Source organism: Amycolatopsis sp. AA4, assembly GCF_002796545.1.
Classification (GTDB): domain Bacteria; phylum Actinomycetota; class Actinomycetes; order Mycobacteriales; family Pseudonocardiaceae; genus Amycolatopsis.
Genome location: NZ_CP024894.1, coordinates 8529674 through 8553127, shown reverse-complemented (window position 1 = coordinate 8553127; position 23454 = coordinate 8529674). Strand labels below are relative to the sequence as shown.

Below are 23454 nucleotides of genomic sequence, written 5' to 3'. Positions count from 1 at the left end.
TGCGCCCGTACAGTATGCGCATGGCTCGGCACTCGCTCAGCGCGATCACCATCGAGGGATTCACCTCGATCCGTTCGGCACAGGTGCCTCTCGGCAGCATGAATGTGCTGGTCGGGGCAAACGGCGCGGGCAAGAGCAACTTCATCCAGGCACTGGGTCTGCTGAGCAGCATTGTCGACGGAGACCTCGGGTTGCACGTCGGGCTCCATGGCGGAGCCGCCGAAATGAGCTACAAGGGAAGCTCCCAATCCAGCATTGGGCTGACTCTCGACCTGTCGGCAGCGAGCTACCGCATTCGACTCGTGCCCGCGGCCAACGACGAGCTGATCTTCGATCTGGAGGAGATCAGCAAGACCGCTCCCGAATTGCCTTACCGGCGTGAACTCGGCCAGGGGCATCGCGAGTCACGCCTCGAACAAGCTGTTGACGAGCACGACGCGGCCGCGGAACTCATTCACGCTGTGCTCAAGGGCTGCCGGGTCTATCACTTCGACGACACGAGCCGCGACGCGCCTGTCAAACGGCAAGCGCCGACAGCGGACAACCTCGCACTTCGAGACGACGCCGCCAACCTCGCGCCCGTTCTCCTGCGGTTGCAACGCAGCGACCGTTCGGAAGACAAAGCTGCCTACCGTCGCATCACCAGCACGATCCGCCTGGTCGCCCCGTTTTTCAAGGACTTCGTTCTCGACGACGAATACGGAACCGACCGAGTCCGGCTCCGCTGGGTCCACAAAGAACTCGACGGGATCTTTTCCGCCGAGCAGATGTCCGACGGAACGTTGCGGTTCGTCTGCCTGGCCACCTTGCTGATGCAGCCGCGGCTTCCCGGGCTGGTGGTCCTGGACGAACCGGAACTCGGCCTGCACCCGTACGCGATCGTCGTGCTGGCGGACATGCTTCGACGAGCGGCGGCGCAAAGCCAGGTACTGATCGCCACGCAATCGGTCACGCTCATGAACCAGTTCACCGTCGACGACCTCATCGTGGTCGAACAACACGACGGCAGTTCTTCCTTCGGGAAGCCGAACCCCGACGCGTTGCGGACCTGGCTCGAGGATTACTCGCTTGGCGAACTGTGGGAGAAGAACCTCATCGGCGGACAACCGGGGTCGAGGGGCAGCGTCCTGAATGACTGACCCGAAGCGCCTCCACTTGTCGGTCGAAGGGCAGTCGGAGCTGACAGTCGCGCAGGAACTCCTGGTCGACCATTTGCGAGAGGCTGGCTGGACAACCGTCACCGTGTCTGTCGTGCGAACACAGACCTCGTCGGTCACGCACCGCGGCGGCGTTTCGTCCTGGGTGAAGATCCACCGGGAGATCCAGCACCTGCTCGGCCAGAAGTCCCTCACCGCTTTGACCACGATCTTCGATTTCTACGGCTTTCCCGCCGATGCACCAGGAGTTTCGAGCCTTCCGGCAGGCCCGGCCGACACTCAAGTGCAGCACGTCGAGCGCGCGATCGCGGCGGCCGTCCCCGACCGACGCTTTCTCCCTCACCTGGTCTTGCACGAGCTCGAATCCTGGGTATTCGCGGCGGCCGAGCAGCTGAGCGAGTTGAGGGGTGAACCGCGACTGGCCGATCAGCTTCGCGCCGACTGCGCCGCCGCCGGCGGTCCGGAACTGGTCAATGGCGGCACGAAAACGGCACCGTCAAAACGCCTCATTCGCTACTGCGCCGGCTACCAGAAAGTGATCGAAGGCCCGCTGGCGATCGCCGAACTCGGTGTGGCTGGGCTGAAGAGCCAGTGCCCTCATTTCGACTTGTGGTTGAGCAAGCTTGAAGAGCTGGCAAAACGCTGAGCGGAAACCCGCTCAGCTGACCGGCCAAGGACGCTGTTCCCCGCGCAGCTTCTCGTAAGCCGCGGCGATCTGGAGGACCTCCAGGTCGGCGAACCGACGGCCCGCGATCTGCAGTCCGATCGGCAACCCCTCCGGGGTGTAGCCGCAGTTCAGGGACACCGCGGGCTGGCCGGACATGTTGTACGGCACCGTGAACGCGATGTGCTCGAACGGGCGCGACGGGTCGTTCGTCGGGGACGGCCATTCCGCGGGCGGCGGCAGCACCGGGCAGGTCGGTGAAAGCACCACGTCGTACGGTTCGGTTGCGCGCAGGGCAGCCACGCTGATCGCGTCGATGGCGGCGAAGCCTCGGTAAGTGTCCACACCGGACGCTTCCGCTCCCCCGGCGGCCCATTCCGCGATGTACGGCAGGACTTTCGCGCGCTGGTCTTCCGACAGCGCGGCCAGGTCCGACCAGGCGCGGACTCGCCAGAAGGTGTCCAGGCCGTTCAGGTGTTCGCGGGTCAGGAACGGGGCGACGGGTTCCACGGTCGCGCCAGCAGCAGAGAACAACTCGGCGGCGGCGGTGACCGCGGCGGCGACCTCCGGGGCGACGGGGAGGCCGACGCCGGGGTCTAGTTGCAGGCCGACGCGCAGGCCGGACAGCGAGCCAGTCAGGGAAAGCCAGTCGATCGAAGCGGGCGGCAGGCTCAGGTGGTCCCGCGAATCAGGTTGGGCCAGGACGCTCATCAGCAGGGCGGTGTCGGCGACGGTCCTGGTCAGGGGTCCGGCGACGCGGCCGAGGAAGGGCGGGTCGACCGGGACGCGGCCGAAGCTGGGTTTCAGGCCGACCAGACCGCACCAACCGGCGGGGAGGCGGATGGAGCCGCCGATGTCGGTGCCTACGTGCAAGGGGCCGTAGCCCGCGGCGGCTGCGGTCGCGGCACCGGCGCTGGAGCCGCCGGGGGTGCGCGTGACGTCCCACGGGTTGCGCGAAGCGGCGTGGAAGCTCGAGAGGCCGGAGGTGAGCATGCCGTAGTCGGGCATGGTCGTCTTCGCCAGCAGTACTGCGCCTGACTCGCGTACGCGCGCCGCGGCAGGGGCGTCGGCGGCAGCGGGCGTCAACGCCGTAGCGGCGGTCCCGAGGGGCGTGGGTACACCGACCGAAGCGATGTTTTCCTTCAGCGTCAGAGGGACACCGTCGATGGGTCCGGAGGGTTCACCGGCGTGCCAACGTGCTTCGGCCGCCTTCGCTGCTTCGCGGGCTGAAGCGGCGTCGTACGCGTACAGGGCGCACAGTTCGGGTTCGCGAGCGTCGATGCGGGCGAGGACGGCTTCGGTGACTTCGACGGGCGAGAACGTCTGCGCGCGGTACCCGGCTACCAGCTCGTTAGCGGTCAGGTCGGCCAATTCGGTCATCGCGGAACCTCCGATTCACGAAGCGGGTGGGTCAAAGCGGCCGTCGACCGCGGTCCAGCCGCCGTCGACGGCCAGGACGGAGCCGGTGACGAAGGACGACGCGTCCGAAGCGAGGTACACGACAGCGCCGGCCAGTTCGTCCGCGCGCGCCCAGCGGCCGAGGGCGCCCTTCTGGGCGTAGGCGTCGTACCAGTCGGGGCGCGCTTTGATCTGCGCGGTCAACGGTGTCTCGACCACGCCAGGGGCGATGGCGTTGACGCGTACGCCGGACGGCCCGAACTCAGCGGCCGCGGTGCGGAAGAGCTGCACTAGGCCGCCCTTCGTTGCTGCGTACGGGCCTTGGCCGGGCTCGACAGTGGTACCGCGGATCGAGGAGAAGCCGATGATGCTTCCCCGGCCCTGCGCGACCATCGGCGCACCGAACGCGCGCAGCACCTCGAAGGCAACGCCCAGGTTCAGCTCCACCACGCGGTCGAACTCTTCGCGGGTGTAGTCCAGCAGGCGTTTCCGGACGTTCGTGGCGGCGGTCAACACCACGGCGTCCAGCGGGCCGAGTTCGTCTGCGGCGGCTGCGATGGCACCGGGAGCGAGCAGGTCGATCTCGTACGCCTCGCCGACGCCGGTCTCCCGCGCGGCGGCGACGTCACGGTCCGCGCAGATCACCGACGCACCGTGCGCGGCCAACGCGCGGGCGGCTTCGCGGCCGATCCCGCTGCCCGCGCCGAGCACGACGGCGCGGCGGCCGTCCATGCGGAACAGTCCGGCGTAGTTCACGGGCGCAGCACCGCCATCCTGGTCACGGTCATCTCTTCCACCGCGAATCGCGGCCCCTCGCGGCCGATCCCGGAGTCCTTGACCCCGCCGTATGGCATCGTGTCGGACCGGAAACCCGGCACCTCGTTCACCACTACCCCGCCGACCTCCAGCTCGTCCAGCGCGCGGAACGCGGTCTTCAGCGAGCGGCTGTACACGCTCGCGTGCAAGCCGTACCGCGACGCGTTGACCGCGGCGAATGCTTCGTCCACATCGGACACTGTGCGCAGGCAGACGACCGGGCCGAAGATCTCCTCGTCCCAGCATTCGACGCCGTCCGGGACGTCCGCGAGCACCGTCGGCTCCAACATTCCGTCGCGGACCGAACCGCCGGCCAGCAGCCGGGCACCCGCCGCGATCGCTTTGTCGACCCACTCCGCGACCCGGGCGGTCGAGCGTTCGTCGATTAGTGCGGACACCCTCGTGCTGGCAGAACGCGGGTCACCAACAGTCACCTCGCCGAGCCGCGCGAGCACCTTGTCGGTGAACTCCGCGGCCACGGACGACACTGCCAGCACCCGTTGTACCGAAATGCAGGCCTGTCCGGACGCGTAGAACCCGCCGCGCAACACGGCATCCGCGGCGGCGTCGAGGTCGGCGTCCTCGGCGACCACCAGCGCCGCGTTCGAGCCCAGCTCCAGCAGGGTTTTCGTCGGCGCGGCGGCGCGGGCGATCTGATGGCCGACGGCGGCCGAGCCGGTGAAGGACACCGCGCCGATCCGCCGATCCGTGACCAGCGTCGAGCCGACGGAAGCGTCTCCGGTGACCAGCTGGACCATCGCGGGAAGCTCGGTGCAAGAGCGGACCAGGTGCACTAGCCACAGCGTCGCCAACGGGGTTTGCGGCGCTGGCTTCACGACCACCGGGCAGCCCGCCGCGATGGCGGGAGCGATCTTGTGCGAAGCCAGCAGCAGCGGGTAATTGAACCCGGCGATGCCGACGACCACCCCAATCGGCTTGCGCTTCCAGAACCCGACCAGCCCATCGCCCGAGGGCAGCAGGTCGAGCGGCACGGTTTCGCCGTGCAGCCGCGACACTTCCTCGGCCGCCGCCTCCCAGGTGACGATCGTCCGCGCGACCTCCACCTGGCAGTCGACCAGCGGTTTCCCGGTCTCCAGCACGAGCAGCTGCTCGAATTCCGCCCGACGCTCGCGCACTGCCGAAGCCACGTCGTTCAACAACGTCCGGCGAGTGCGCGAAGGCAGCGAAGCAACTTCGCGAGCCACTGTTACTGCTTCATCAATAGCGCGGGTAGCCAGTGCAGCGGTGCCAACCGGAGCGGTGCCGATCACGCTGCCGTCATAGGGAAACACGACGTCCGCGGTATCCACTGTGGACACCCAGCCGGAACCGATCGGCAGGCCGTCCGGGTAGTCAGGCATCCGTTTCTCCCTTCAACCGGGCCAGCTCGGTCCGCAGATTCGGCGCGGCGGCGAGCAGTTCCCGGGTGTACTCGTGCTCCGGCGCAGCGTAAACCTGGTCAACCGCCCCGATTTCCACGATCTCCCCGCGCCGCATCACTGCGACGCGCTCACACACGTGCCGCACGACACCGAGGTCGTGCGAAACAAAAATCAGCGTCAGCGAGAACTCCTCGACCAGCCGGGCCAGCAGGTCCAGGATCTGCGCGCGCACCGAAACGTCCAGCGCGCTCACCGGTTCGTCCGCGATCAGCACGCTCGGATTCGGCGCGAGCGCGCGGGCGATCGAGATCCGCTGCCGTTGCCCGCCGGAGAACTGGTGCGGGTACCGCAGCGCCGCGTCCTCGGGCAGTCCGACGGCGGTCAGCAACTCGGCGACGCGCTCCGGCGACCGGCGGCCGAGCGGTTCGGACACGATGTCCCGCACGCGCATCCGCGGATCGAGCGAGCCCATCGGGTCCTGGAAAACGATCTGCATTTCGTTCCGCAGGAACCGCAGCTTCCGTTCGGGCAGCGAATCGATCCGCTTGCCCTGAAACGACACCGTGCCCGCGGTCGGCCGGTCCAACGCGGCGAGCAACCGCACCAGCGTGGACTTCCCGGAGCCGGATTCGCCGACGATCCCGAACCGCTCACCAGCGGAAACGTCGAAACTCACGCCGCGCAACGCGTGCACGTCCCGCCGCGAATACCGCCGCTCCAAATCCCGTACGGAGATCATCGCGCGCCCTCCAGATCGGAAGCCGCCAGCAACCGCTGCGTGTACGCGTGCTTCGGCGCGGTCAAGACCTCCCGGGTCGAGCCATGCTCCACAATGGACCCGTCGAGCATCACCAGCACCCGGTCGCACATCTGCGCCACCACCGCCAGGTCGTGCGTGATGAAGAGCAGCGAACTCTCCGCCGACAATCGCTCGCGAATCAGGCCGAGGATCTGCGCCTGCACGGTGACGTCCAGCGCGGTGGTCGGTTCGTCGCAGATCAGCAGCGCCGGGTCGTTGGCCAGCGCGATCGCCAGCACCACCCGCTGCCGCTGCCCGCCGGACAGCTGATGCGGATACGCCCGCGCGACGCCCGGCAACCCGACCGCGGCCAGCAGTTCCTCCGCCGGACGCCCGCGCCGGCCGTGCACCCGGAACGGCTCCGTGACCTGCCGCCCGATCCGCATCGCCGGGTTCAGCGCCGTCATCGGTTCCTGGAACACCATCGCCATCCCGTTGCCGCGCAACCGGGACAGCTGCTTTTCCGGCGCGCCGAGCAGTTCCCGGCCGTCGAGCCGCACCGAGCCGGTGGCCGACAGCCCTTCCGGCAGCAGGCCCAGCACGGACAGCGCGGTGAGCGATTTCCCGGACCCGGATTCGCCGATCAGCCCGACCCGCTCGCCCGCGCCCAGCTCGAACGAAACCCCGCGCACCAGGTCCGCGACCCGCAGGTTCTCCACCGTCAGCGTCATACCCGCGCCGCCAATCGGGGGTCGAGACGGTCGCGCAGACCGTCGCCGAGAAGGTTGAACCCGAGCACCGCCACCGCGATCGCGACGCCGGGCACGAGCGCCAGCCGCGGATGCGCGGTGAGCAGTTCCTGCGATTCCTGCAGCATCCGGCCCCACGACGGCGTCGGCGGCCGCGTGCCGAAACCGAGGAACGACAACGCCGCCTCGGCCAGCACCGCGATCGCGAAGGACACCGACGCCTGCACGATCAGCAGTCCGCCGATATTCGGCAGCACGTGCGACCAGGCGATCCGCGTCCGCGACCGGCCGCCCGCGCGCGCCGCGAGCACGTATTCGCTGGCCATCACCTGCAGCGAGCCGGACCGCGCGATCCGGGCGAACGACGGGATGGTCGCGATGCCGATGGCGACCATCGCGGTGAGCGTGTCCGCGCCGAACACCGCGCCGAACATGATCGCCAGCAGCAGCGCGGGAAACGCGAGCACCAGGTCGTTCACCCGCATCACGAACTCGCCGAGCCAGCGCGGGGCCATCGCGGCCAGCACGCCCAGCGGGGTGCCGAGCACCGCGGCGATGCCGACCGCGACCACGCCGACGTACAGCGTCGTTCGCGCGCCGACGAGGATCTGGCTGAAGACGTCGCGGCCGAATTTGTCCGTGCCGAACAGGTGCTCGGCCGAAAAGCCCAGCAGCCGGTCCGCCGCGTTGACCTGCACCGGGTCGTACGGCGTCCAGACGAACGACACCAGCGCGGCCAGCACGACAAGCGCGACCAGGATCCCGCCGAGCAGGAGATTTCCGTTGCGGCGCATCAGGACCCCCGCAGTCTCGGGTCGAGGACCGAATACAGCACGTCGACCACGAAGTTCACCAGCAGCACCCCGGCCACCAGCACCAGCACGATCCCTTGCACGGTCAGCAAATCGCGTCGCGCGACCGCGTCCAGCAGCATGCTGCCGAGACCGGGCAACACGAACACGCGCTCCACGACGACCGCGCCGATCAGCAGCGTCGTCAGCTGCAGGCCAAGCACGGTGACGACCGGGACGGACGCGTTGCGCAGCCCGTGCCGGAACAGTGCCTGACCAGGCAAGAGACCCTTGGAGCGGGCGGTGCGGAGGTAGTCCTGGCCGAGTGTGTCGAGCACCGCCGAGCGGACGTATCGCGTGAGCACCGCGCCCTGCACCAGGCCGAGCGACAACGCCGGAAGGATCAGTCCGCGCAGGAACTCGCCCGCGTCCTGGTCGGGCGGCGTCCATCCGCCGCTCGGCAGCCAGCGCAGTTGCACGGCGAAAATCTGCACCAGGATGATGCCCGCGAGGAACGCCGGGATCGCCACGCCGACCTGCGACAGCCCGGAAACCGCGACGCCGCTGGCCTTCCGGTGCCGCACGGCGGCGAACGCGCCGGCCGGCAGAGCGATCACGAGCGCGACGAGCATTCCAGCGCCGACCAGCCACAACGTGACGCCGAGCCGGTCCAGCAACTGCGGGCTGATCGCCTCCCGCGTGACGTACGACCGGCCGAAGTCCCCGTGCAGCACCCCGCCCATCCAGCTCAGGTACTGCTCGACCAGCGGCCGGTCGATGCCGAATTCGGCGCGGGTCTTCGCGAGCAGCTCCGGCGTCGCGTTCACGCCCAGCGCGACCTGCGCCGGATCGCCCGGCAGCACCGCCATGAACAGGAACACCACGACGGACGCCACGAACAGGCTCACCGCGAACACGGCCACCCGCCGCAGCACGCGCGCGGTCATGCCGGCCTCACCGACGTCAGGTCGAAGGACTCGCTGACCTGGTTGCGCGCGAGTCCGGTCACCTTCTTCTTGGCGACCACGACGTTCGGGAAGAGGAACAGCCAGTCCGCGGCCGCGTCGGCGTTCAGCTGCCGCGCGACCTCCTTCATGTCGCTCACCTGCTCCTGCGGGGTGCCGCTGTCCGCCGCGGCGAGCAACTGCTGCACGCGTTTGTTGTCGTAACCCCAGTAGTACTTCGGTTTTCCGAACGTCGAGATGTCGCGGGCTTCGACGTGCTGGATGATCGAGAGGTCGAAGTCGTGGTCGGTGAAGACCTGCTTGAGCCACACCGCCGGGAAGTCGAGCGGCTCGATCGTCGCGGTGACGCCGACATCCGCCAGCTGCGATTGCACCACCTGCGCCGCCGACACCGCGTACGGCAGGTTCGGAATCCGCAGCCGCAGCTTGAGATCGTGCACGCCCGCCTCGGCGAGCAGCTGCTTCGCCTTCGCCGGGTCGTAGGGATAGACCTTCGACAGGTCCTCGTACCACGGGTCGGTGGGCGGGACCATGCTGCCGATTAGCGTGCCGCGACCGCTGAAAACCAGGTCCAGCACGGCTTTCCGATCGATGGCGTAGGTGAGCGCACGACGGACGCGCACGTCGTTCAGCGGCGCGCGACGGCCGTTGAAAGCCAGCGTGACCTCGCTGTTCGTGGTGCCCTGCTGCACGGTGAACCGGTCATCGCCCTGGAACTGCGGGATCGAATCGGCCGACGTGAGGTTGGAGATCACGTCGATTCCGTTGGACAGCAAGGCGTTGTTGAGCGCGGTCGGATCGGCGAAGTACTTGAGCACCACCGTGCGATACGCCGGTTTCCGTCCCCAGTACTGCGGATTCTGCCGCAGCACAATGGAATCCCCACGACGGCGCGAAGCGACCTCGTAAGGCCCGGTGCCGACCGGATGGTTCGCCAGATCCGCGACGCCGGTCGGGCTGAACATCGCGCCGAGCCGGCTGGTGAGGCTGAACAGCCAGCCGTTGCTGGGCTTCGACAGCACCACGCGGGCGTGCTCCGGCGCGACGACCTCGACGTGGTCCACGACGTCCATCGCCGACTTGATCGAGATCGTCCAGTCGGTCTTCACGCGCATCAGCGAGAACTGGACGTCGGAAGCGGTGAACGGTGCCCCGTTGCTGAACTTGACGCCCTGCTGCAGCTGGAAGTCGTAAGTTTTGCGGTCCGGGCTGATCGTCCAGGACTTCGCGAGCAGCGGCACGATCCGGCCCTGCGGATCGAGCTTCACCAGGCCCTCGTAGACGTTGTAGAGCAGCGCCTGCGGGATGGCCACGCCGTCGGAACGGGTGAAGTCGAAGTTGGCCGGCTCCGCCGAGTAGCCGACGGAAAGCGTGTCCGGACCTGGGGAAACACTCGCGCTGGAGCCTGCCGAGCAGCCGGATGTCACGAGCAGCAACGCCAGTGCCGCCGCAGTGCTCCGGGCTTTCATTCCGCCTCCTGCTCAGTACACTGGTCTGACCAGTAACCCTGACAGGCAGACTCGCATCCGGCAGACACCGAGGTCAAGATGAAGTTCGAACCGGTGGCTCCGGTCCGCGCCTACGAGCGGATCGTCGAGCAGATCGAGGAGGCCGTGGTGAGCGGCCGCCTCAAGCCGGGCGAACGGCTGCCCGGCGAACGGGAGCTGATGATGCAGTTCGGCGTCGGCCGCTCGACCGTGCGCGAGGCACTGCGGGTGCTGCAGGCCGCCGAGCTGATCCGGTCGCGGCCGGGCGATCCGCGCGGCCCCGAGGTGCTGGCCGCGTCGCCGGGCGCGCTGCACCGGTCGATGCACCGGCTGGCGCGCGCGGAACACGTCGGACTGGCCGAACTGCTGCAATTCCGGATGGTGCTGGACGGTTCGTCGCACTTGCTGGCCGCGGAACTGCGGACGGCCGAGGATTTGACCGCGCTCGACGTCGCTTTGGAAGGAATGGCCGCGGCGGACGGATACGCCGAATTCAGCCGGGCGGACGTCGCATTCCACGACGTCATTGCCCGAGTGTCGCGGAATCCGCTGTTGGTGGTCAGCGGCGAAGTGGTTCGTGGCGTGGTGCTGGAATTGATCGAGGACAAACTCAGCCACGCCAACGACCGCGGCACGCTGATGCATTCCTGGCTGCGGCACCACGAAGAGGTGCTGAACGCGATCCGCGCCGCCGACGGGGAGTCGGCGGCGCGGCTGGCGCGTCAGGCGCTGTATGACAATTACGCGGAATACGTGCCGAAGGACCAGCGCACGCTGCTCACTCCGTTGCTGACCTGAGCCGCGAGCATCCCAATGTGGCATTGGGTGCATGCGACGCACCCAATGTGGCGTTCGGTGCGTCTGACGCACCCAATGCCACATTGGGGCAGGGGCCGACCTGAGTCAGGAGACCAGGTTCGCGTACACCACGATGTTGTCCTTGTAGCTGTGCTCGGCGTGGTCGAACGCGCCGCCGCAGGTGATGAGGCGCAGCTGCGGCTTGTCGGTGTTGCCGAAGACGGCCTGCGTCGGGAACGTGTCCTTGGGGACCTGTTCCTTGTGGTCCACGACGAACTTCAGCTTCTTGCCGTCGCTGCGTTCGATGTCGACCTCGTCGCCCGGGTTCACGTCCTTGAGCTGGTAGAAGATGCCCGGCTTGTGGTTGCCGTCGACGTGCCCGAGCACGATCGCCGGGCCCACCTCGCCCGGCACCGGCGAAAGCCGGTACCACGCGGCCTGCATCGGGTTCTTCACCGACGGCACCGAGATCTGCCCGTCCTTGTTGGGCATCACGGTGATCAGCGACGATTTCGCGCCGATCTTCGGAATCTCGACCGACGTCGGCCGCAGCCCGGAAAACGGCTTGGTCACCGGGACCGCCTGGCTGGCCGGGGCCTGCGCGGCGGGCGCCGCCGGGGCGTCCGAACCGCACGCGCTCAGCGAGAGGGAGAGGAGCAGAGCGCCCGCGAGAGCGACGCCCTGCCCGTACTTCCTGGTCATCAGGCGGCCATGCCCCCGAAGCCGGTCTCGACGCCGTGCTTCGGTGCGTACTTCACCTGCGAGTTGCCGTTGCCGCCGGTGGTGCCAGCGGAGCCCGCGCCCGCGCCGCCCGCCGGGGGAAGCTGGCCGCCGTCGGTCGGCTTGCCGCCGCAGGTCCAGACCGCGCGCACGGTGCCGCTCTCGAAGGAGACACCCTCGTGGCGCTTGACCGTCCACCCCCAGTAGCGACCGTCGGTCTCGTCCTGCACCGGGCCCTCGACGAGGTCGAAGTCGTTGGAGCGCAGGCCGGTCGGCTCGCCCGCGGCGCACGCGATCACGACGAAGCCGAGGTTCCCGTCCAGGTCGAAGCCGAAGCCCGTGTCGTCCACGTACGGCGGCTCCTCCGGAGTGGAGGTCTCCGACGAGGTCGGCGTGGTCGGCTTGCTGGAGTCAGTCGGCTTGCCGGTCTCGGTCGGCTTGCCCGTCTGGGTCGGCTTGCCGGTCTCGGTCGGCTTCCCGGTCTCCGTCGGCGCGCCGGTCTCGGACGGCTTGCCCGACTCGGTCGGCGTGGCGGTGTTGCTGGCCGGCGCTTCCGAGGTGGGAGCCGACTCGCTCGAGGTGGCCGGAGCCGAGGAAGAGGTTTCCGTCGTGGTCTCCGCGTTCGCGGCGGGCACGACGGCAAGGCTGATCAGGGCGCCCGCGAGCACCGCGCCCGCGAGTCTGCCCAGGGTCTTCTTCAAGATGATTACCCCTCTGAGAAAAGCGCGATGACCCCCACCGCGCCCGCTGATCCTGCCGAAGATTCAGCACATAGGGGTAACCCTTTAGCTGGTGATTAATGACACCAGGGAAAACGGTAACGAACGGCTTCCCGTCGGCGATGATTTCGCCCGGATGCCGGAATTCCGGCCCGTCGTGCCCATACCGTAACAGCTGCGAGGCAACCCGCCCAGCCCTTGTCAGAGAGTGACGGAAATCAGCCGAGCGCGGTCAGCAAATCCCGCCACAGGTCCTCCGGGTCTTCCAATCCGACGGAAAACCGGATGAGCCCCGGCGGCACGCGCTCCTCGCCGGGCAGCCACGCACGCCGTTCCATCAGGCTTTCCACCCCGCCGAGGCTCGTCGCCGGCCGGATCAGCCGGACGCTCGCGCACACCTTGTCGGCGGCGTCGGCATCGGCGACTTCGAACGCCACCATCATCCCGAAACCGGGGTAGCGAACCTTGGTTACCGCCGGGTGTTCCGCCAATCGGGACACCAGCAACTCGGCAGTGCGAGTTTGCTCGGCGAGCCGCACCGGAAGCGTCCGCAAACCCCGCAACGCGAGCCAAGTTTCGAGCGCACCCGGTGTCGCGCCGACGCGAGTACGCGCGGCGCGAAGTTGCTCCACTAGTTCCGGATCGGCTGCGACCGCGACGCCGAGCAGAAGATCGCTGTGTCCGCCGATGAGCTTCGTGGCGCTGTGCACGACGACGTCCGCACCGAGCGACAGTGGTTGCTGATGCAGCGAAGTCGCGAAGGTGTTGTCGACGACTACGCGTCCCCTCGTGCCGCGCGCGATGGTCTCGATTTCCATGACGTCGAGCGTCGGGTTAGTCGGCGATTCGAGCCACAACAGATCGGCGTCGCAATCGAGCCATGCCTGTGTGTCGGTCGGCTCCAATTCGGTGACCGTGAGCCGACCGAGTTCCTGCGCGTGCTTCAACACTCCGCGCGTGACGGCGTAACTGAACGACGGAACCGCAACCGTCGACCCGACCGGCAACGAATCCAGCACCGCGGACAACGTGGCGACCCCAGACGCGTACGAGACCGCAGTGCCGCCCTCAAGCGACCCGACGACCTCTTCGAAGGCAGCCCAGGTATCCGTGCCGTCGGAGCGCGCGTACACCGCGTCGCCGCCGGCCTCGAAGGTGCTCGTGGCAACGATCGGCGTGGTCAGCGGTTCGCCAGGGCCGTGCGGCCGGCCCGCCGCGATCGCGCGGGTCCGCGGAGTCCAGTCGTCCATGCGGACACGGTAACTTCGCGACCGCCGGAACGGCAGGCGACGAATATCACCAGGTGGTCAGGTGTTCCACAACGTGAACCGCCCCGGCCGATCCTGCTGGCCGGGGCGGTCTGGCACTGCCGAGGTCAGTGCGCGTAAACCTCGAACTCGTACAGCGAATACCCGTACTTAGTCCCGCGCGTGACTCCCTGCATCCGAACGAACCGCGCGTTCGAGGGCGCGAACGCGACGTTGTCCATCCCGCCGTTCCCGTCCGTCACCACAGCCGCGTCGCGCCAGTCGGTGCCGTCGGTGGACAGCTGGATCTTGTAGCCCTTCCCGTACGCCTTCTCCCACGACAGCACCGCCCGTGAAACCTGCTGCACCGAGCCGAGATCGACGGTGATCGACTGGTTGTCGCTCCAGTCGCTCGCCCAGCGCGTGCCCGGGTTGCCGTCGACCGCGTTCGAGGCCGGGGAGTTGTAGAACCCGGTTTCCGCGCTGGAAGCGTTCACCGGCTTGCCCGCCGCGAGGTTCGAGACGTTGTCGCCGCGGTGTGCGGGGTACTCCACGACCTGCTGGAACGTCGGCCGGTTCTGCGTGCTGATCTTGCCGTGCGCGATGCCGCCCAGCGGACGCTGGATGATCGAGTCCGCACACCACTGGTCGCCCGCCGAGCAGTCGCCGTCGCCCGGGTACACCGTGGCGGCGGGCTGTCCGGCGGCCGTGGTCAGCGAGTCGACCAGCATCTGCCGACACGCGGTCAGGTCTCCGCCGCCGCAGAACTTCGCGCCGAGCGGGCCGGCCACCGGCTGTCCGAGCGCGGTGCGGAGGTCCTTGCTGACGTAGCCCCACCAGCCGTGCTGGTACGCCGAACCCTGGTGCGGCTGCCCGACGTGCTTGCCCGGCGTCTCGTTCTGGAAACCGGAAGGGCTTTCGTTGATCTGCAGCACGTTCGTCATCGCGCCGAACGCGTCGTCGCCCATCGCCGGTTTGAACTCGCCGGTGACCAGCAGCGGCCACCACGCGTCCATGATCCGGATCGCATCGGCGTCGTGGTAGGTCTTGCTGCCCGGGCTCGACTCGACGCGCTGGTGCCCGTGCTGCATCCACGTCTTCAGCTTCGCCTCGGCATCGGCCGCGGCACCGGTGAGCGGAGCCTGGTCGAGCACCTGCAGCAGCAGCGGCAGCACCTTCTCCGCCCGCAGGTCGGCCAGCGCCGCGTCCTCCATCGCCTGGGTCAGGTTCACCCGGGTCACCTTGGTGCCGCTGGAAAGCAGCGCCTTGACCCGTGCGTCCAGGAGATCGCCGCGGTGCACGGCGGACTTGTCCGCACCGCCGGACGCGTAACCGTTGGCCTGCGCGTTGTTCCAGCTGATGTAGTAGTCCTGGTTCACCGATTGCGGATGCTGCGCCGCGGGCGTGTACTCGGCCTTGTTGCCCGCCGGGTTCCAGCCCTTCCAGTCGAACCCGCGGTCGCCCCACGCCGGCATCATCGGGTCCACAGTGGAATTGCGCACCGGGTTCGCGCCGGAGTTGAAGTACGCGATGTCCTTGGAATCCGCGTAGAACCAGTTGAAGGTGAAGTTGACGTCGTTCGCGGCGCGCTGGAAGTCCGCGGCCGATTTGACGAAGCCGGGGTCGTTGAACTCCTGGAACCCGATCAGCGAATCGACCTCGTGGAAGTACGAGGACCGCAGCGACGAGTAGGCCACCGGCTTCCCGTCGACCGTCGCGCGCGAGGTCACCGGGCCGTACTTCGTGCGGTAGCTGCGCAGGGTGTAGGACCCGGCGGCGGTGCCGTCCGCGACCGTCGGCGACCAGGCGTTCTTGCGCTCCACGCTGTCCATCGGGAGGCATTTGCCTTGGTAGAGATAGTAGTTCGAGTCCTTGGTGGCCGGTTTGCCGCTCGGGTCGCACAGCGGCAGCGCGTAGGTGTCGATGATGTCCTGCGCGGCGGTCGTCGCGCTCCACGAGTAGTCCTGGCCGCGGCCGAGCAGCACGTACATGCTGAGCCCGGCGAACGACGCGCCCCGCGCGCTGATGCCCGGGCCCTGGATTTCCTGCAGCAGCAACAGCTGCGGCGCGAAGTACCCGGTCTGCGGACCGAACACGGCGACCGGATGTCCGCTGGCGGTCTTCGCCCCGGACACCAGCAGCGCGTTGGACATGCCGTGCTTTTCCTTGAGCATATTGCCCGGCAGCACGCCGTTGTCGAACATGCCGCGCGCGGATTCCTGGTCCTTCGGAGCGGAAACCTTGACGTTCGGCTGCACGGCGGCGGCCGAACCGGTCTGGTCGAACACGAGCTGCTGGTTCGTCACCGAGCCCTTGTCCGGCAGCGCCGCGCCCTGCGGGTTCGCCGGAGTGTTGCCGTACGGGAAGGTCTGCCCGTCGTGCAGGGTCTTCACGGCCTCGGGATCGTCCGCGGCACGCAGGCTCTGCCACACCTTTTCGCCCTGCTCGACGCCGTATTTCTCCTGCAGTGCCAGCTTCGCGACCGCGTTCTGCACCTCGCCGCCGCCGCCCGCGCCGAACTGCGCGCCGACCACCGACGCGAGCACGACGAGGTCAGTGAGCTTGAACGGTTCGATGGTGCCCGCGTTGGTGATCGCGTCGACGTGCCCGGTGAGCACGTATTCGCCCGGGAAGTACCGGCCGTTGTGCGAATCGGTGATGTATTTGTTGATGCCGTCGATGTACGCCTTCGCGTCGGCGAGCCCCTGCTGGCCGCGCGGACCGCTCGCCGCCACCGCGTCGATCTGCTGCTGCAGCTCGTCCTCGGTGTAGGGCGCGGAGGCGAAGAAAGACTGCTCCAGCTCGCGGTTCGCTTCCGCGCCGCCGGCGAACGAAGTCAGCTGGCCGCGCCCGACCCGGCGCATGATGTCCATGAGCCACAAGCGATCCTGCGCCGCCGCGTATCCCGCGCCGTACTCGGTGCCGGACCGCGTCGTGCCCTGGATGTGCGGGACGCCGGTGGCCTTGTCGCGCGTGATCGTCACGTCCTCGCGCGGCTTGATCGTGCTCGCGACCTGGTCGGCGGGCACTCCGAAGGACGAATCGTTGAAGAAGGTGCCGATCGTGTCGGTCGTCAGCGTTTTGTATCCGCCCGCCAGGTCGGCGTATTTGCCGAGCTGGTCGTCGGCGTGCCCGGGCTGGGTGCCGAACGCCTTGTTGGCCAGGATTTCGGCGAGCGTCGCGCTGCCGTTCTCGCCCGGCGGGAGGATGTCGTTGCACTGGCCCGCGCAGTAGTCGTTGCCGGGCAACGCGGCGGAAGCCGGTGCCGCGGTCCCGATCTGCACTAGCCCGGCCGTGAGCACGGCTACCGCGCCCGCGGCCAGGATGGGAATGCGTCGTCGCATGCCACAGCTCCGTCCACGAAGGATGCCCCAGGGTGACCCAGCGCACGCTACCGACGGGTAGTACGCATGTGAAGAGTTTTCGCGTTTATCCCCTCGTTGGGAGTAGTCCGGATGGCGGTACTCCATCCGGCGCAGCGTCTGCCCGATAGGTACCGTGTGCCCCATGAGCGTGGAGAAGCCCCAAGTCGAGCGCCCGGACGGCCCGCCGCCCACCGAGCTGCAGATCAACGACATCAAGGTCGGCGACGGCCCCGAAGCCAAGCCGGGCAACGCGGTCAGCGTGCATTACGTCGGGGTCTCGCACTCCACCGGCGGGCAATTCGACGCCTCCTACGACCGCGGCGCGCCGCTCGAATTCCAGCTCGGCGCGGGCCAGGTCATCCCGGGCTGGGACCAGGGCGTGACCGGCATGAAGGTCGGCGGCCGCCGCCAGCTGGTGATCCCGCCGCACCTGGCTTACGGCGAACGCGGCGCGGGCGGCGTGATCGCCCCGAACGAAACGCTGATTTTCGTCGTCGATCTCGTCGGCGTGAGCTGATCTCCCGGAAAACGCGGGCAGCCGGGAAAGCCCGATCGGGCAGCCCCGGCTGATCCCCCTTTCGGGGGAACCGGAAGGCGCCTAACGTTCGCCTTGAGCAGTCGTCTTCCGGAGGATATTTCATGCGTTTGCGTGCCGCCCTTTCCGCTGCCTTCCTCGCCGCCGGAGCCGCGTTGGCTGTCGCCGCTCCCGCGTCCGCGGTCGCGAACGGCAACGACGTGGCGCCCGGCGAGTATCCGTTCGCGGCCAAGCTGTCCATGCCCGTCATCCCGCGCGCGGACGGCACCACCTACGCGAGCGGATGCTCGGGTTCCCTCATCGCGCCGCAGTGGATCATCACCGCCGGGCACTGTTTCCACGACGTCAACCGCAAACCGGTTTCCGGCCCGGTTCCGTACGGGACTTCGGTGCTGCTCGGCGCGACCACCGACGAGCCGGGCAAGGGCGAGCGCCGCACCGTCACCGAGGTGCTGCAGGCGGGCACGAACGACGTCGCGCTCGCCAAGCTCGACCGGCCCGTCACCGACATCGCGCCGCTGACCGTTTCGCCGTCCGCGCCGGTCACCGGCCAGCAGGTGACGCTCGCCGGCTGGGGCAGCCTGACCGAGGTTTCCCCGAAGCCGTCGGACAAACTGCAGCAGGGCGCGATGCAGGTAGTCGGCTCGGACGCCACCACCGCGAGCGTCATCGGGATCGCGCCGCACAAGGACACCAGCGCGTGCAGCTACGACTCGGGCGCGCCGTACTTCGTCGCCGAAGGCATCTCCGGCCGCCTCGTGTCGGTCGAGTCGACTGGCCCGGACTGCCCGCACGCGACGCCCGAGACCACCTCGCGCGTCGACATCCTCGCGGCCTGGATCGCCACCCACACGGCGTGAGGGCAAGTCGCGAGATCGGTCGGTTTTCGTCGCCCGTCAAGGGAATTCCGCCGTGCGGACGGTGTCGTTAGCGTGGAAGACCGAGTTCATCGGCGTCCGCCGGTGACCCGGACGAAGGGACAGAATGCGCGTCCGCGCCGCGATCTCCGCAGCAGTCCTCCTGCCCATCCTCACCGCGAGCCCGGCTTTGGCCGTCGCCAACGGTTCTGACGTCCCAGCGGGCCAATTCGGCTTCGCCGCGAAGCTGAGCATGACCGGAATCCCGCTGCCGAACGGGAGCACCTACTCGAGCTTCTGTTCGGCAGCGCTCGTCGCGCCGCAGTGGATCGTCACCACCGGCCACTGTTTCCACGACGCCAACAAGAACCGGGTGTCCGGCCCGGTGCCGTATCCGACGACGGTGTCGCTGGGCCTCGTCGACGAGACCAAGGAAAAAGGCGTCCAGCGCAAGGTCACCCACGTCCTGCAGGCGGGCCCGAGCGACGTCGCGCTGGCCCAGCTCGACAGCCCGGTCCCCGGCGTCCCGCCGCTCGCGGTGAACCATCTGGTGCCGGGCGTCGGACAGCAGGTCACGCTGGCCGGCTGGGGCAGCCGGACGGCGCAGAATCCGGTGCCGTCCAAACAGCTGCAGCAGGGCACGATGAAGATCTCGTCGGTCGGCCCCACGACAGTCGGCATTCACGGCGTCTCGCCCTCGGCCTCCACCAGCGCGTGCGCCTTCGACACGGGCGCGCCGTATTTCGCCGACGGCAAGCTGATCTCGATCGAGAACAACGGCCCGGACTGCCCGCACACCGGCGCGGAAACGACGTCGCGCATCGACGTGCTCGCCGACTGGATCGACGAGCACGCGAAGTGAGTACGGTGGAAGGGCCGTCGACCTGAGGAGAGTCGCATGCCCGAGCCGATCTTGACCGCTGTCGCCACCGCGCTGGCCACGAAGGCCGCGACCGGTCTGTACGACCTGGTCAAGCGCAAGTTCTCCGGCAACAGCAAGGCCACCGCGGAACTGGAGGCAGCGACCCCGGACAACCCGGCCACCGTCACCGCGCTGGCCGAGCGCCTCGACGAGGTCAGCCGCCAGGACCCGGAGTTCGGCGCCGCGCTGCGCACCGAGTTCGAGGTGCACCAGGAAGCCCGCAGCGGCGGGGTGACGAACCACGTGGGCACGGTCGCCGAAGGGGCCAAGGTCGTACAGCTGCGTGACGTACAAGGCAATATCAGCCTCTGAGGGTTTGCGAACGACCGGCACGGAGCGCGATCGGTAGGATCGCTCTCCGTGCCTTCGTCGTCTTTTCCCGTGCCGCGCCGATGGCGCACCGTGCCCACGGAACGGACGCTGCTGGCGGTAGTGCACAACGTCACCGCGGCGACCCGGCTGCTGGACGTACTGCCGTTGTTCGCCGGGGATCCCCGCGTGCAGGTGGTGTTCACGTGCCCGGATTCGAGCGCGTTCACCCGGGGGACGGAGGAATACCTCGCGGCGCGCGGGATCCCGCTGGAACCGTGGGAAGACGTCGTGACAGAGGACTTCGACTGGGCGCTGGCGGCGAGTTACGGCGGGGATTTGCAAGAATTGCGCGCTCCGTTGACGGTATTGCCGCACGGAATGGGTTACAATAAGCTCTTGGAAATCGATAATCGGAAACCGGTTTTCGGATTATCCGAGCAATGGCTGATGCATCGCGGCGAGGTGATCGCCGAACATCACGTCCTGTCCCATCCCGAACAGCTCGCCCGGCTGCGGCAGTACTGTCCGGAAGCCGCCGACCACGCCGTCATCGCCGGAGATTCCTGCCTGGATCGTCTTCGCGACGCCCGTGAACTGCGCGAATCCTACCGCCAAGCCCTAGGCGTCACCGGCGAGCAAACCTTGGTGCTGATCTCCTCCACGTGGGGCCAGCTCTCGTCGTACGGATCCGGCCCCGACCTCCCCAGCCGCATTGCCCGGCAGCTGCCGCTGGACGAATTCGCCGTCGTCCTAGCCCTGCATCCCAATATCGGTCAGGGCCATTACCCGTGGCAGCTGGAAATGTGGCTGCGAGATTGTCAGCGAGCGGGCGTAATCGTCCTGCCGGAAGAAGATCTGTGGCAACCAGCCGCCGTGGCCGCCGACGTCACCATCGGCGACCACGGTTCCGTCACCTATTACTCCGCCTGTCTGGGCACCCCGGTCCTGCTGGCCGCCGCACCCCACGAAGCGGTCGATCCGGATTCCCCCGTAGCCGCCCTTTTGCGCGCCGCCCCTTTGTTGACGGACGAAAACCTGGCCGACCAACTGCGCACCGCGACCCAGCCACCAGCGCTCGTCGCCGCGGCCGAACTCGCCACCAGCGTCCCCGGCCAATCCGCGGCATTGCTGACCGACCTCGGCTACCGCACGCTTCGCCTGTCGCCACCGGCTGAACCGGCCGGATTCACCGCATTCCCGCTGCCGCGCGTCCAACGCCCGGAACCCGGCGCCCAATGGATCCAGGTCCGCGGCGACGAGGTCACCAGATTCTCCGCCGAAACCGCCGACGCACACCTGGTCGTCCACGTCGACGGCCCCGACCCCCGCCTGCTGCGCCGCGCCGACATCGTCCTGGGCGGCGACGGTTTCCCCGACCCAGGCCGCTGGATCGCCCTCACCCTCGCCGAATTCCCCGGCTGCGAATGGGCCGCCTGCCCGGCCGGACCAGGCTGGCTGGCCGGCAACCGCGACGGTCTGGTGGTGTCCTTCACTGGCACCGACCTGCCGCAGGCCGTGCCATCCCTGCTGTACGCGCGCGCCACGCTAGGCCTCGATTTCCCCGAACAGCTGCCCTTCACCGCGGGTGCCCGCAAACACGAAGTGCGGCTTACTGTCCACTATGGATAGTCAAAGCCGCTCGATCCAGACCAGGAGATCGGCTGCCTCGGCCGTGAACCCGTGCATCCGCGCGATGTTCAGCGCATCCTTCGCGTGTGCCTTCGCCTGATCGCGGAAACCCCGGGCCACCGCCGCCTCCGCCCGGGACCACAACGCGGCGATACGCTCCCGCTGCAGGTTGGCCTGCTCAGCCGCCGAGTCGAGTTCGGCCAGCACCGCCGCACCTTCCTCGTACGAGCCAGCCTCGATCAGCTTCCGCCCCTGCCACAGCCGGACCTTCACCAGATTGCCCGGCTCGTTCTTCAGCCCCTGCTCCGCTTGCGCCAGCAGGACAGCCGCTTCTTCGGGCGAAACGACCTTGGCCAGATGCATCCGAATCAATGCCAACCGACGACGGTCGCCGATCTCCTCGGCCAGCGCGAGACTTTCCCGGAAACAGAGTCCCGCCTGTCGTAGCAGCGAAGTCGTGTCCTCCGCCCGCCCCTGCTGCCGGGTGATCCATCCCGGTTCGAAGAACGCGAGCCCCCGCGCTTCCAACGCGGACGCGTGCTCCTCCGGCGTCGTGGCCAACTCGGCCACCGCGGCGAACTGCTCCTGCGCTGCGGCCCAATCCCGCAGTTGCATCCGAGCGAACCCGAGCTGCGTGCGAACCAATCCCTCGGCAAGCGGCATTCCCGCGGCCTGCGCGGCCTGGACCGCGTCCTGGCTCACCGCCGCCAGCTCGGCGGGATACCCACCGTCCTTGTAGACCGGCCACAACGCCCTGGCCAGCCGGATGACGTCCTCGTGCGCCCCGGCCCGAAACGCGACGTCCGCCGCGGCAAGCAGGTTCGCCTGCTCGGCGAACAACCACTCCCAGGCTTCCTCCGCGGGCACCGCCGCCGGCGCGAAACCCGGCCAGATCTTCTCCGGCCACCGAGTGCGCAGCGCACTTTCGGCGATCCTGAGCCCGTGTTCCGCGTAGTACCCGACCACGACGTCGGACAACTCGCCAGCGAGCCCGGCGGCGTGCAGCCGAGCCAGCTCGGACATCCGGTACCGGTCTTTCACGACCTCGATCAGCTTGGCCGAGACCAGTTTCTGCAACGCGTCCTCAGCGTCGAACTCGTCGAGGCTGAGCACCGCCGCGACAGTTTCCAGCGCGACGTCGCCGCTGCCCGGGTGTGCGCCGAAGAACCGGTAGACCGCTTGTTCGTGCTCGCCCATCAGGTCGTAAGCGACGTCGAACACCGCGCTGGCCAGCGCGCCTTTCGCCCGGATGCGCGCGAGCAGCCGCCGCACTGTCCCGCCTTGGCGCGCCAGGATCATGCCCGCGACGTTGAGTTCCGCGGCGGAACCAGCGCAGATCCGAAGCAGCTCTTCCCGCTGTTCCGGCTCCGCGGCGAGCTTTTCCTCGCCCACGAGTGCGGTCAGCACGCCCAGCGCCGCCTCGTTGCTCAACGGCTCCAGCTCGACCTCGCGAGCCGAATACCGGGCCCGCAGCGCCTCCAGCCCGGACCCGACCACGAGCACGTACGAGCCGGGGTGCGTCGGCAGCAATGCCTTGACTTCCGCCGCGCTCAACGCGTCGTCGACCAGCAACGCGACCTTGAAGTTCGCGGTCTGCGACTGCCACATCGCCGAGCGCCCCTCAAGACTGGCCTGCATCTCGTCCAGCCCGTATCCCAGTTTGGACAGCAACTCGGCCAGCACGTCAGCACTGGCCCGGTGGCCCACGCGCACGGAGTAAAACCGGTCGAACCTGTCCTGGTGCTGATGCAGCCAGGTTTCGCACAGCGTCGTACGCCCGCTGCCCGGCGCGCCGCGCACGACCGCGACCGCTACCCGGTCCAGCGCCTCGTCATGAATGCGAGTGAGCGCGGCCAGCTGCGGCTCGTTGTTCCGGTAATGCTTCGGCGGAGCCTGGACCTGCAGAGCCGGCGCCGCGGGCTGCCGCGGCCCGTGGAAATGGACGTCGCCGTAGACGTTGCGCGCCTGGAAGACCTTGTCCGCCTGGCCGTCGAAGTAGTTGCCGTCGCTCACCGTTCCCCCGCCCAGCTGGTCCCGGCTCAGGCTACCGGAAACGTCACGGTCCGTGTCCAGCTCTTCACCACGATCAGGTCCAGGTAAGGTTCTGCCCAGGAATTCCAGGACGGATTTGGTAGAATTGAATTGAGCAGCAAAGCAGCAAAGCAGCAAAGCAGCAAAGCAGCAAAGCAGCAAAGCAGCAAA

21 protein-coding genes are annotated in these 23454 nt (G+C 68.2%); 8 read left to right on the top strand and 13 right to left on the bottom strand.

Going from position 1 to position 23454, the window contains the following annotated elements; translation table 11 throughout:
* The first annotated feature begins 20 nt into the window (after positions 1–20).
* Together CU254_RS39650 and CU254_RS39645 are read left to right on the top strand one after the other, a co-directional pair.
* Positions 21–1139, top strand: coding sequence for an AAA family ATPase (locus tag CU254_RS39650; protein ID WP_009085629.1), 1119 nt, complete (start codon positions 21–23; stop codon positions 1137–1139).
* The gene (locus CU254_RS39645) at positions 1132–1803 is read left to right on the top strand and encodes a DUF4276 family protein (protein ID WP_009085628.1); all 672 of its coding nucleotides are present in this window, start codon (positions 1132–1134) and stop codon (positions 1801–1803) included. Before CU254_RS39650 ends, CU254_RS39645 begins: the two co-directional genes overlap by 8 nt.
* Before the next feature lie 12 nt (positions 1804–1815).
* Here the strand turns inward: CU254_RS39645 and CU254_RS39640 are convergent, their stop codons facing one another.
* Genes CU254_RS39640 through CU254_RS39605 form a run of 8 tightly spaced genes read right to left on the bottom strand, consistent with a single transcriptional unit; the run spans position 1816 to position 10130 of the window.
* Positions 1816–3201, bottom strand: a complete 1386-nt coding sequence (locus CU254_RS39640; RefSeq protein ID WP_009085626.1) for an amidase — start codon at positions 3199–3201, stop codon at positions 1816–1818.
* A gap of 15 nt (positions 3202–3216) precedes the next feature.
* Positions 3217–3975, bottom strand: coding sequence for an SDR family NAD(P)-dependent oxidoreductase (locus CU254_RS39635; RefSeq protein WP_009085625.1), 759 nt, complete (start codon positions 3973–3975; stop codon positions 3217–3219).
* On the bottom strand, positions 3972–5396 hold the full coding sequence (locus CU254_RS39630) for an aldehyde dehydrogenase family protein (protein ID WP_009085623.1): 1425 nt from the start codon (positions 5394–5396) through the stop codon (positions 3972–3974). Before CU254_RS39630 ends, CU254_RS39635 begins: the two co-directional genes overlap by 4 nt.
* Positions 5389–6156, bottom strand: a complete 768-nt coding sequence (locus tag CU254_RS39625) for an ATP-binding cassette domain-containing protein (protein ID WP_009085622.1) — start codon at positions 6154–6156, stop codon at positions 5389–5391. The genes CU254_RS39630 and CU254_RS39625 overlap by 8 nt, the downstream gene beginning before the upstream one ends.
* Complete coding sequence (locus CU254_RS39620; protein ID WP_009085620.1) at positions 6153–6887, bottom strand: ABC transporter ATP-binding protein; 735 nt, start codon at positions 6885–6887, stop codon at positions 6153–6155. Before CU254_RS39620 ends, CU254_RS39625 begins: the two co-directional genes overlap by 4 nt.
* Positions 6884–7699: an ABC transporter permease gene (locus CU254_RS39615; RefSeq protein WP_009085618.1), complete on the bottom strand. Its 816-nt coding sequence runs from the start codon at positions 7697–7699 to the stop codon at positions 6884–6886. Before CU254_RS39615 ends, CU254_RS39620 begins: the two co-directional genes overlap by 4 nt.
* On the bottom strand, positions 7699–8643 hold the full coding sequence (locus CU254_RS39610; protein ID WP_009085616.1) for an ABC transporter permease: 945 nt from the start codon (positions 8641–8643) through the stop codon (positions 7699–7701). The genes CU254_RS39615 and CU254_RS39610 overlap by 1 nt, the downstream gene beginning before the upstream one ends.
* Positions 8640–10130, bottom strand: coding sequence for an ABC transporter substrate-binding protein (locus CU254_RS39605; RefSeq protein ID WP_009085615.1), 1491 nt, complete (start codon positions 10128–10130; stop codon positions 8640–8642). The genes CU254_RS39610 and CU254_RS39605 overlap by 4 nt, the downstream gene beginning before the upstream one ends.
* Before the next feature lie 78 nt (positions 10131–10208).
* Between CU254_RS39605 and CU254_RS39600 the strand changes: the two genes are divergently transcribed.
* Positions 10209–10946 (top strand): FadR/GntR family transcriptional regulator, encoded by a 738-nt coding sequence (locus tag CU254_RS39600; RefSeq protein WP_009085612.1) that lies wholly within the window; start codon positions 10209–10211, stop codon positions 10944–10946.
* Between the two features lie 105 nt (positions 10947–11051).
* Here the strand turns inward: CU254_RS39600 and CU254_RS39595 are convergent, their stop codons facing one another.
* The 4 genes from CU254_RS39595 to CU254_RS39575 all read right to left on the bottom strand — a co-directional run bounded on the left by CU254_RS39595 (position 11052) and on the right by CU254_RS39575 (position 16976).
* Positions 11052–11648 carry a class F sortase gene (locus CU254_RS39595; RefSeq protein WP_009085602.1) on the bottom strand — a complete coding sequence of 199 codons (597 nt, stop codon included), beginning with the start codon at positions 11646–11648 and terminating at the stop codon, positions 11052–11054.
* Positions 11648–12367, bottom strand: coding sequence for a hypothetical protein (locus tag CU254_RS43405; RefSeq protein ID WP_009085600.1), 720 nt, complete (start codon positions 12365–12367; stop codon positions 11648–11650). The genes CU254_RS39595 and CU254_RS43405 overlap by 1 nt, the downstream gene beginning before the upstream one ends.
* 236 nt (positions 12368–12603) lie before the next feature.
* On the bottom strand, positions 12604–13635 hold the full coding sequence (locus tag CU254_RS39580; RefSeq protein ID WP_037718923.1) for a PLP-dependent aspartate aminotransferase family protein: 1032 nt from the start codon (positions 13633–13635) through the stop codon (positions 12604–12606).
* Positions 13636–13760: 125 nt separating this feature from the next.
* The gene (locus CU254_RS39575; RefSeq protein ID WP_009085598.1) at positions 13761–16976 is read right to left on the bottom strand and encodes a penicillin acylase family protein; all 3216 of its coding nucleotides are present in this window, start codon (positions 16974–16976) and stop codon (positions 13761–13763) included.
* A 163-nt stretch (positions 16977–17139) separates the two neighbouring features.
* Between CU254_RS39575 and CU254_RS39570 the strand changes: the two genes are divergently transcribed.
* The 5 genes from CU254_RS39570 to CU254_RS39550 all read left to right on the top strand — a co-directional run bounded on the left by CU254_RS39570 (position 17140) and on the right by CU254_RS39550 (position 21252).
* Positions 17140–17514 carry an FKBP-type peptidyl-prolyl cis-trans isomerase gene (locus CU254_RS39570; protein ID WP_009085597.1) on the top strand — a complete coding sequence of 125 codons (375 nt, stop codon included), beginning with the start codon at positions 17140–17142 and terminating at the stop codon, positions 17512–17514.
* Between the two features lie 122 nt (positions 17515–17636).
* The gene (locus CU254_RS39565) at positions 17637–18392 is read left to right on the top strand and encodes a trypsin-like serine protease (protein ID WP_009085596.1); all 756 of its coding nucleotides are present in this window, start codon (positions 17637–17639) and stop codon (positions 18390–18392) included.
* Positions 18393–18516: 124 nt separating this feature from the next.
* Positions 18517–19251, top strand: a complete 735-nt coding sequence (locus CU254_RS39560) for a trypsin-like serine protease (RefSeq protein ID WP_009085595.1) — start codon at positions 18517–18519, stop codon at positions 19249–19251.
* Between the two features lie 36 nt (positions 19252–19287).
* Positions 19288–19623: a hypothetical protein gene (locus tag CU254_RS39555; RefSeq protein ID WP_009085592.1), complete on the top strand. Its 336-nt coding sequence runs from the start codon at positions 19288–19290 to the stop codon at positions 19621–19623.
* Positions 19624–19671: 48 nt separating this feature from the next.
* Positions 19672–21252, top strand: coding sequence for a hypothetical protein (locus tag CU254_RS39550; protein WP_158688135.1), 1581 nt, complete (start codon positions 19672–19674; stop codon positions 21250–21252).
* Here CU254_RS39550 and CU254_RS39545 read toward each other — a convergent pair whose 3' ends face one another.
* Positions 21253–23265, bottom strand: a complete 2013-nt coding sequence (locus CU254_RS39545) for an ATP-binding protein (protein WP_037718921.1) — start codon at positions 23263–23265, stop codon at positions 21253–21255.
* Between the last annotated feature and the right edge of the window lie 189 nt (positions 23266–23454).

Excerpts from the sequence above, each read along its gene's own strand:
- CU254_RS39560 (WP_009085595.1), top strand. The coding sequence starts at position 18,517 with ATGCGCGTCCGCGCCGCGATCTCCGCAGCAGTCCTCCTGCCCATCCTC.
- CU254_RS39640 (WP_009085626.1), bottom strand. The coding sequence starts at position 3,201 with ATGACCGAATTGGCCGACCTGACCGCTAACGAGCTGGTAGCCGGGTAC.
- CU254_RS39625 (WP_009085622.1), bottom strand. The coding sequence starts at position 6,156 with ATGATCTCCGTACGGGATTTGGAGCGGCGGTATTCGCGGCGGGACGTG.
- CU254_RS39615 (WP_009085618.1), bottom strand. The coding sequence starts at position 7,699 with ATGCGCCGCAACGGAAATCTCCTGCTCGGCGGGATCCTGGTCGCGCTT.
- CU254_RS39645 (WP_009085628.1), top strand. The coding sequence starts at position 1,132 with ATGACTGACCCGAAGCGCCTCCACTTGTCGGTCGAAGGGCAGTCGGAG.
- CU254_RS39570 (WP_009085597.1), top strand. The coding sequence starts at position 17,140 with ATGAGCGTGGAGAAGCCCCAAGTCGAGCGCCCGGACGGCCCGCCGCCC.
- CU254_RS39600 (WP_009085612.1), top strand. The coding sequence starts at position 10,209 with ATGAAGTTCGAACCGGTGGCTCCGGTCCGCGCCTACGAGCGGATCGTC.
- CU254_RS39555 (WP_009085592.1), top strand. The coding sequence starts at position 19,288 with ATGCCCGAGCCGATCTTGACCGCTGTCGCCACCGCGCTGGCCACGAAG.
- CU254_RS39575 (WP_009085598.1), bottom strand. The coding sequence starts at position 16,976 with ATGCGACGACGCATTCCCATCCTGGCCGCGGGCGCGGTAGCCGTGCTC.
- CU254_RS39595 (WP_009085602.1), bottom strand. The coding sequence starts at position 11,648 with ATGACCAGGAAGTACGGGCAGGGCGTCGCTCTCGCGGGCGCTCTGCTC.
- CU254_RS39580 (WP_037718923.1), bottom strand. The coding sequence starts at position 13,635 with ATGGACGACTGGACTCCGCGGACCCGCGCGATCGCGGCGGGCCGGCCG.
- CU254_RS39630 (WP_009085623.1), bottom strand. The coding sequence starts at position 5,396 with ATGCCTGACTACCCGGACGGCCTGCCGATCGGTTCCGGCTGGGTGTCC.
- CU254_RS39565 (WP_009085596.1), top strand. The coding sequence starts at position 17,637 with ATGCGTTTGCGTGCCGCCCTTTCCGCTGCCTTCCTCGCCGCCGGAGCC.
- CU254_RS39610 (WP_009085616.1), bottom strand. The coding sequence starts at position 8,643 with ATGACCGCGCGCGTGCTGCGGCGGGTGGCCGTGTTCGCGGTGAGCCTG.
- CU254_RS39605 (WP_009085615.1), bottom strand. The coding sequence starts at position 10,130 with ATGAAAGCCCGGAGCACTGCGGCGGCACTGGCGTTGCTGCTCGTGACA.
- CU254_RS39620 (WP_009085620.1), bottom strand. The coding sequence starts at position 6,887 with ATGACGCTGACGGTGGAGAACCTGCGGGTCGCGGACCTGGTGCGCGGG.
- CU254_RS39650 (WP_009085629.1), top strand. The coding sequence starts at position 21 with ATGGCTCGGCACTCGCTCAGCGCGATCACCATCGAGGGATTCACCTCG.